A 7,372-nucleotide genomic window follows, 5' to 3' on the forward strand; every position below is an offset into this window, starting at 1 on the left:
GCGCCGGTCGCGAGAACCGGACCGGCGCCGCTCCACCCGTCGGGGGTGGGGGCTGAGGGGGTCAGCCCGCCTGGCCGTTGAGCATGGGCGTGAGCTTCTCGTCGTACTGCGCGGCGAGCGCCTTCACGTCATCGCCCTCGGCGATCTTCTGGAAGAGCTCCTCGTAGACGAGGGCGCCCTCGACGGCGGCCCAGCCCGGCGCGGCCGGGGTCAGCTTGGATGCCTGGGCGGTCTGCACCGTGACCTCGCCGAACTTGTTCGGGTTGCCGTCGGCGTCGACCGTCATGAGCTTGTCGAAGTCCGAGTTGGCCGGGCCGAGGCCGGCCTGCGCGAGCTTGGTCTGGTACTCGTCCGAGTAGACGACCTTCAGCAGGTTCTCCGCGAGCTCCGGGTGCTGCGACTTGGCCGAGACGGCCAGGTTGGAGCCACCGGCGAACACCGGCGCGACGCCGCCGTCGACGCCCGGCAGGGCGAAGATGTCGAACTTGGAGTCGTCCGCCATGCCGTCGGGGACCTCCTTGCCGTCGTCACCCTTGACCAGGTCGCCGATGGACCAGCGGGCCCAGCCCGGCGCCATGATCGTGGCGGCGTCGGGCGCCTCGCCGTCCGTCCCGTCGTTGAGGAAGTCCCAGTACGCGACGTCCTTCGCGGTGGCCGGCAGGTTCGAGGAGCCCTCGAACACGTCCTGCCACTGCTCGAGGCCCGCGACCGTCTTGGGGTCCGACAGGGTGGACTTCCACTGGTCGCCGTCCTTGACGGCGAGCTCGCCGCCGTTCGCGAAGACCCAGGAGATGCCGTTGCGCCAGTCCTGGCCGCCCATCGCGAAGCCGGACTGCTTCTTCGACCGCAGCTTCTTGACGGAGTCGCCGAACTCCTCGAGCGTCTGGGGGACGTCGAGACCGGCCTTCTTCCAGATGTCCTTGCGGTAGAACATGAAGCGCGAGCCGTAGTAGTAGGGCAGCGCGTACTTGGTGTCGTCGATCGAGCCGGCCTCGACGAAGGACTGCAGCAGCTTGTCGCCGCCCAGCTCCTCGTACAGCTCGGGCGAGATCTCGCGGAAGGCGCCGGCGTAGGTGAACGTCGGGGCCTGCGTGTTGCCGATCTCGACGACGTCCGGCGTGTTCGCGGCGTCGGGCAGCGCGGTCGTGAGCTTGGTGACCAGGTCGGTCCAGTCCTGCTCCTCGATCGTCAGCGTCGACCCCGGGTTCTCCTTCTCGAACGCGTCGACCAGGTACTTGCGCAGGTCGTCGTTCGTGTCCGCGCCGGCGAGCCACAGGGTGATGTCACCGGCCTCGGGGGTGCCGTCGTTCTGGCCGGCACTCTCGTCGTCGGCGGGCGCGCACGCGGAGAGCGCGAGCGCCAGGGTCAGGCTCGTCGCCACGCCGGCGGCGACGACACGGGTCCTCTTCACTGGGGATTCCTCTCGATCTGTCCAGGGTCGTTCTGAGCAGCGCGACGACAGGGTCGGAGCTGCTGGGTGCGGGTCGTCGAGCCGGGGTCAGGAGACCCCGAGCTGGGCGGCCAGCACCAGGACGGCCGCGCCGGAGAGGACGACGTCCTCGTCGAGCGTGGCCATCCGGAGCCGCAGTCCGGCGGCGGTGGCCGGCATCGTGCGGTCGGTCAGGGTCTGCAGGGCGGCGGTGCGGAGCGCGCCGTCGAGCAGTTCCGGGGGGCCGCTGAGCAGCACCTCGGCGAGGTTGAGGGCGCCGACGACCGGCGCGAGCGTGGTGCCGAGCGTGCGCCCGACGCGGGCGAGCGCCTCGTCCGCGTCCGCCGGGTCCAGCCCGGCGACGGCGCGGCGCAGCGCCGGCACGGCGAGCACGGTCTCGAGGCAGCCGCGCCGACCGCAGGCGCAGGGCTCGCCGTCGTCCACGACCGTGACGTGGCCGAGCTCCCCGGCGGCGTCGGCGGAGCCGTGCACGCGGGAGCCGTCGACCATCACGCCGGCGCCCACGCCCTGCCCGACCGTGAGCACGAGCATCGAGCCGGCGGCGCCGCCGTAGGTGTACTCGCCGAGCGCGGCCGAGTTGGCGTCGTTGGCGACGTGCACGGGCAGCGCCAGGCGGTCCGTGAGGATCTCGCCCAGGGGCAGGTCCGTCCACTGCCGGTTGGGTGCCTCGATGACGCGGCCGGCGTCGTCGACCACGCCCGGCGAGCCCACGCCCACCCCGACGACCGGCCGCGTGGCCGCGGAGATGAGCGTGCGCGCGAAGCGCGTCAGGAGGTCGACGAGCTCGTCTCCCACGTGGCCCGAGACCGGCAGGGACCGGCGCACGACGGCCTCGCCCGTGAGCGTCATGACCGCACCGCGCATGACCGCGTCGTCCGACAGGTCGACCGCCACGATCTGGTAGGCGTCCGTGCGCATCCCGACGAGGATCGCGGGCTTGCCGACCCGGCGGCCGGGCTGCACGCCCAGCTCCTCGACCAGGCCCTCGGCGAGGAGCACGTTGACCAGGTCGGAGATGGTCACACGGGTCAGCGACGTCGCGCGGGCGAGGTCGGCACGCGACGTGGGCCCCTCGTGGAACAGGTGCTGCAGCACGAGGGAGCGGTTGTGCGCCCGGGCGTGCTCGGGGAGCACCTTGGAGGTGGCTCGCAGGCCGGCACCCAGACCTCGTCGTGCTGCGCGCGTCGTCGGCGTGGACATGTTTGTTAGTACAGCGTCTTAACAAGGTCGGTGTCAATCTGCTGACCCGCCGCCCCAGGACGCGTTACCGGATCGTGACGGGTGGATCGGGCCTGGTGGATCGTGACGGGTGGATCGGGCCGGGTGGATCGTGGCGGGTGGAGCGTGACGGGGGCTCGCGATGGAGCGCCCGCACCGGCGGGACCCCACGACATGGGCCGCGTCACCGCGCAAGGTCACGGTCTCAGCACGGTCTTGTCACGATCCCGCGGTCCCCACCTGGGACGACGTGCCCCCGCCCCTACGCTCGGACCCATGGCTGCCACCCCACGTCCGGTCCGGGGCCGCCGTGCGCCCGCCGTCGCCGCGGCGCTCGCCACGGCGCTGCTGCTCGTCGTCACGGGCTGCTCGTCCGACCGCGGGGACGAGGCGTCGTCGTCGGGGGTCTCGGACAGCGCGGGGGCGGCCGAGGCCCCGGCAGCGACCGACGGGATGGCGGAGGCCGACCCCGCCGGCGCGGCGGCCGAGCGGGAGATCGTCACGACCGGCAGCGCAACCGTGGTGGCCGACGACCCCGCGGCCGCGGCGAGCCGCCTCGCGCGCCTCGTCGAGGAGGCCGGCGGCCGTGTGGAACGACGCACCGAGACCGCATCCACCCCGGACTCCCCCGGGTCCGCGTCGATGACCGTGCGGCTGCCCGCGAACCGGATGACGGGCGCCGTGGAGGCGCTCGACAAGCTCGGGACGGTCGAGGACGTCGACGTGCAGAGCGTGGACGTCACCGGCGAGGGGCAGGACCTCGACGCCCGCATCGCCGCCCTCACCACGTCGACCGATCGGCTGCGCGACCTCATGAAGACCGCCAGCAGCACGAAGGACCTGCTCGAGGTCGAGCAGGAGCTCTCCGACCGCCAGGCCGACCTCGACGCCCTCACCACGCAGCGGCAGCGGCTGTCCGACCAGGTCGCCATGTCGACGCTCGACGTGCAGCTCGTCCCCGAGCCCGTCGCCGCCGCGCAGTCCCGCGGCGGCTTCGTCGGCGGCCTCGCGTCCGGGTGGAGCGCGCTGGTGACGACCGTCCAGACCGTGGTCCTGGTCCTCGGCGTCCTCCTCCCCTGGCTCGCCGTCGCCGCGCTCGGCTACCTCGGGTACCGGTGGCTGCGCCGGCGCAGCAGGCCCGCGGCCGACGCCGACGGCGGCGCCCCCAGCGGACCCGGGGGCTCGACCGGAGGCCCCGACGGACCAGACGTCCCCCGCCCCGCGCCCGACGACGCCCCGGACGAGGCACCTGAGCCGGTCGCCGCGGGCCGGTGAACCGGCCGACGGACGGCGCGACGCGACCCGTGCCTCCCGGTGACGTGCGCGAGTGCTCTCAGGCTCGGGGCGCAGCGGCGACGGCAGCGATGGCGTCTGCCAGCTCGCGCGGGCGACTCCACATGGGCCAGTGCCCCGTCGGCAGGTCGACGACGTCGACGCGCTGCAGACGAGCGACCTCGGCGAACATCGGGTGGCCGGCGTCGGCGAGCTCGAGGACCTGAGCGCTCGGCATGGAGCAGCACACCAACGTGGTCGGCACACCGAGGCGGTCGGCGTGGGACAGGTCCACCGCCTGCCGCAGGACAGGGCCGGGTTCCGCCACCGCCTGTTCCCGGAACCGACGCAGGTCATCGACGTCCAGACCTTCGAGGCTGGCCTGCTGCCCGAGCGTCTCGAAGCCGGGAAGCGGCAGCTCCACCAGGTCTGCCGGCAGGTCCGGTGCGAAGACGGTCCCGGGTGCCACCGGGCCGCTGTCCACCCACACCATGTGAGCGACCAGTTCCGGGTGGCGATCAAGAACGATGCTGGCCGGGGCGTTGGCTCCGCTGTGCGCGACCAGGACTGCCGGCCGGCCGGCGCCTGCTGCCGTTCTCAGCGCATCCTCGACAGCCGTCGCTTGGTCGTCGAGGGTCCGTGCAGAGCGCTGGGGGTCGTCGGGGTCCAGCCCGGGCAGGGTGAGCGCGATCGCCCGACTTCCCGTCTCGCGCAGGCGCTCCACGACCTGGTCCCAGGCCCAGGCTCCCAACCAGTGGCCCGGAACCAGGACGATCGTCGCGTTCTCGTGAGTGGTCATGACACCACCGTCGCAGTCGCGCTGGACAACAGGGTGTCACTATTTCTGACACGAATCGGTAACGTGAGCGCATGAAGCGATCGGAGCGTCTTCATGCCCTCACCGAGACGCTGCGGCGCCGGGGTGCCCGTGGCTCCACCGCTGAACGGCTGGCCGCAGAGTTCGGGGTCTCGGTGCGCACGATCAAGCGTGACCTGGCTGCTCTGGAGGCCACCGGAGCACCGGTCTGGTCGAGGCCTGGACCCGGAGGGGGTTATGGCCTTGCCCCGGGAGCGTCGCTGCCGCCGGTGAGCCTGAGTCCCGCGCAGGCAGTGGCTCTCCTCGCGGCCGCCACGGCCGCGGCCGATGCTCCCTACGCCGATCTCGCAGCGGCAGCCGTGCGGAAGATCCTCGACGTGCTCGACCCTCGGACCCGCGAGAAGGCCGAGCAGCTCGCCGGCCGGGTGTGGGTGGACGCGCCGTCCGCGCGGGTGAGCCGGGTCGTCACCTCGGCGGTCGAACAGGCGATGACCGACCAGAAGGTGGTGCGGATCCGTTACGCCTCCGGCGACGGCACCCCGACCACCCGGGATGTCGAGCCGGTGCTGTTCGGGTCCGTGACCGGGAGCTGGTACCTGATCGGGTGGTGCCGGCTCCGCGATGCCATGCGCTGGTTCCGACTGGACCGCATCCAGCACGCCGTCGTCACCTCGGCCCCGTGCGGCGACCACACCGTCGACGAGGTCGGGACACCACCGGCCACTGCCCGACCCGTCCACGGCTGACCGAGCCGCGGGCTCGATCACCGTGCCCGGTCAGTACACCTCGCCGGCGGGGACCTCGGCGTCCGGTTCCGCGCCGTCGCGCCCCTCGACCCAGCCGCCCATCCCCGCCCACCCGGCCTCGGCGCGCTCCGCCGCGAGGTCGCGCGGGTAGCCGGTGACGCCGGGCCGGCGCTGCCAGGGTCGCGGCCCGTCCAGCGGCCGGTACTCCACGCCCGCGGCGTCCAGCCGGGCGAGGTGCGCCTCCCGCAGCCGCTCGTCGAAGCCCGTCGCCACGGGGTTCCAGACCGCCTCGGCGAACGCGGCGAGACGCGGGAAGGCCGCGTAGTCCAGGCGTCGGACGGAGTCGAGGTGCTCGCTCCACAGCTGCGCCTGCGCCCCCAGCAGGTTGCCGGGCAGGTCGCCCTCGAGCTCGGGGCGCGCGGCCAGCAGGCCCGTGGGGAGCGGCTCGAAGGCGCGGACGTCCTCGACCGTGCGGACGAAGCCGACGGGAACGGGCTCGTCCACGCCGTCGGCGGCGCGGTGGTCGAGGTAGACCTCCTGCTCCGGCGCCATGACCACGTCGTGCCCGGCGGCGAGGGCGTCGGCCGCGACCGCGTGGCCGCGCCAGCACGTGACGACGACATCGCGCGGGAGGTCGGGGCCGAATGCCTCGTCCCACACGACGGCGCGGCGGCCCTTCGAGCGCAGGTGGTCCGCCAGCCGCGCGAGGAACCAGCCGTGCAGCCGCGCGACGTCCCCCTCGCCGTCGGGACCGACGAGGCCGATCCCGGCGGCGCGCGCCACGATGTCGGGGCGCTCCCGCCACGCACCGACGGGCACCTCGTCCCCGCCCAGCGCGACGAACGGCGAGTCGAAGATCTCGCACACCTCGTCCAGCACGCCCTGGAAGAGCTCGACGGCGGCGGGCGACGGGTCGATCACGTCCTCGCTGATGCCCCAGGTGGTGCGCACCTCGTGCGCCCCGGGACGCGCCGCCAGCTCCGGGTAGGCGGTCAGCAGGGCCTGCACGTGGCCCGGGGACCCGATCTCGGGGACCACGGTCACGCCGCGCTCGCGCGCGTAGGCGACGATCTCGCGCAGGTCGTCCCGCGTGTAGAAGCCACCGTGCGGGCGGCCGTCGTAACGACCCGCCCGCCAGGTGCCGACGCCGGACTCGCGGCGCCAGGACCCGATCTCGGTGAGCCGCGGGTAGCGCGCCACCTCCACGCGCCACCCCTGGTCGTCCGTGAGGTGCAGCTGCAGCACGTTCAGGTGGTGCGCGGCCGCCAGGTCGACGAACCGCAGCACGTCCGCCTTCGGCAGGAAGTGGCGCGCGACGTCGAGCAGCACCCCACGCCAGCCGAACCGGGGCGAGTCCTGGACCGTGACGACGGGCAGCACGAGCGGCACGCCCTCCCCCGCCCGGCGGAACGCCTGCGGGCCCGCGAGCTGGCGGAGCGTCTGGGCCGCGGCGTGCGCGCCGTCCGGGTCGGCAGCGGCGACGCGCACGACGGCGCCACCGCTACCGTCGTCGGTGACGGCCAGCCGGTAGCTGCCGGCGGGGACGGCGCCGTCGACGTCGAAGACCACGTCGGCGGGCGGGACGTCCGTGCCTTCGCCCGCGAGCGCCAGGTCGAGGCCGAACGCGTCCTCGCTCGCGCGCCGCCACCACCGTGCCGCGGCACGCAGGGCGGGGTGCGCGACGACGCGAGCGCCGTCGCGCAGGACGACACGGGCCTCCTCGGCCTGCAGGGACGCGGGGGCGGGGACGACGTCGGCGGCGCGCATGCGGGCCACCCTAGACGGCCGACCAGGGCGGTCGCCCACGACGACCGAGCCCGCTGGCGCGGGTGCCGCCGGCCGGGGGAACGACGACGACCCGCCCGGCAG

6 protein-coding genes are annotated in these 7,372 nt (G+C 73.9%); 2 read left to right on the plus strand and 4 right to left on the minus strand.

Features of this window, described 5'->3' with window-relative positions; all coding sequences use genetic code 11:
• Positions 1-61: 61 nt before the first annotated feature.
• The gene (locus tag ACWGKI_RS20120; RefSeq protein ID WP_452189406.1) at positions 62-1,411 is read right to left on the minus strand and encodes an extracellular solute-binding protein; all 1,350 of its coding nucleotides are present in this window, start codon (positions 1,409-1,411) and stop codon (positions 62-64) included.
• An 87-nt stretch (positions 1,412-1,498) separates the two neighbouring features.
• Positions 1,499-2,650 (minus strand): ROK family protein, encoded by a 1,152-nt coding sequence (locus ACWGKI_RS20125; protein WP_452189408.1) that lies wholly within the window; start codon positions 2,648-2,650, stop codon positions 1,499-1,501.
• 294 nt (positions 2,651-2,944) lie between these two features.
• Here ACWGKI_RS20125 and ACWGKI_RS20130 point away from each other — a divergent pair, with 294 nt between their 5' ends.
• Positions 2,945-3,943, plus strand: coding sequence for a DUF4349 domain-containing protein (locus tag ACWGKI_RS20130; RefSeq protein WP_380245212.1), 999 nt, complete (start codon positions 2,945-2,947; stop codon positions 3,941-3,943).
• Positions 3,944-4,001: 58 nt separating this feature from the next.
• Here the strand turns inward: ACWGKI_RS20130 and ACWGKI_RS20135 are convergent, their stop codons facing one another.
• The gene (locus tag ACWGKI_RS20135; RefSeq protein ID WP_380245213.1) at positions 4,002-4,739 is read right to left on the minus strand and encodes an alpha/beta fold hydrolase; all 738 of its coding nucleotides are present in this window, start codon (positions 4,737-4,739) and stop codon (positions 4,002-4,004) included.
• A 71-nt stretch (positions 4,740-4,810) separates the two neighbouring features.
• Between ACWGKI_RS20135 and ACWGKI_RS20140 the strand changes: the two genes are divergently transcribed.
• A complete protein-coding gene (locus ACWGKI_RS20140; protein ID WP_452189410.1) occupies positions 4,811-5,503 on the plus strand; it encodes a helix-turn-helix transcriptional regulator in 693 nt (230 codons plus the stop codon).
• A 30-nt stretch (positions 5,504-5,533) separates the two neighbouring features.
• On the opposite strand, the gene ACWGKI_RS20145 is transcribed toward ACWGKI_RS20140, so the two are convergent.
• Positions 5,534-7,270 (minus strand): beta-N-acetylhexosaminidase, encoded by a 1,737-nt coding sequence (locus tag ACWGKI_RS20145; protein ID WP_452189412.1) that lies wholly within the window; start codon positions 7,268-7,270, stop codon positions 5,534-5,536.
• Between the last annotated feature and the right edge of the window lie 102 nt (positions 7,271-7,372).

This window comes from Isoptericola sp. NPDC055881, from assembly GCF_053615895.1.